Source organism: Brumimicrobium salinarum (genome assembly GCF_002844555.1).
Taxonomy (GTDB): Bacteria; Bacteroidota; Bacteroidia; order Flavobacteriales_D; family Crocinitomicaceae; genus Brumimicrobium; species Brumimicrobium salinarum.
In genome coordinates this window covers 1-379 of record NZ_PJNI01000079.1, presented here as the reverse complement: position 1 = coordinate 379, position 379 = coordinate 1, and the positions used below count along the sequence as shown (strand labels likewise).

The following is a 379-nucleotide window of genomic DNA, read 5'->3' as shown; positions in this document are numbered from 1 at the left end:
TTTAGTTGTATTTTTTGGTTTAACAAACAAAACCTTAAAAACAAAAAAAGGATGTTAGTGAGACATCCTTTATAGTAGTATTAAAAAGCAGTAAGTTTTATTTCAATATTTTTTTCCTTGAGATTAAATTATTGCTTGCATTGGTGAAAACCAAAAATGATACTCCTTGAGTCGTATGTGGAATGTCATTTTCTCCAGTAACAATGTTGAACTCGCCTTGTAATTGGCCAATGTTATTAAAAATACGTATTGTGCCATTTGTTTGTGCAACAATATTCAATTGGTTTTCATTGACCACTATATTAAATTGCTCATTAGTTTCGTCAACAATTGCACTTGTGTTATCAGGAGTTCCTGTGATTTTGAGATATGTAATTCC

1 protein-coding gene is annotated in these 379 nt (G+C 30.1%); it reads right to left on the bottom strand.

Translation table 11 applies throughout. The features are described from left to right. Positions 1–97: 97 nt before the first annotated feature. A partial coding sequence (locus CW751_RS15530) for a hypothetical protein (protein ID WP_165779343.1) occupies positions 98–379 on the bottom strand: 282 nt, incomplete at its 5' end.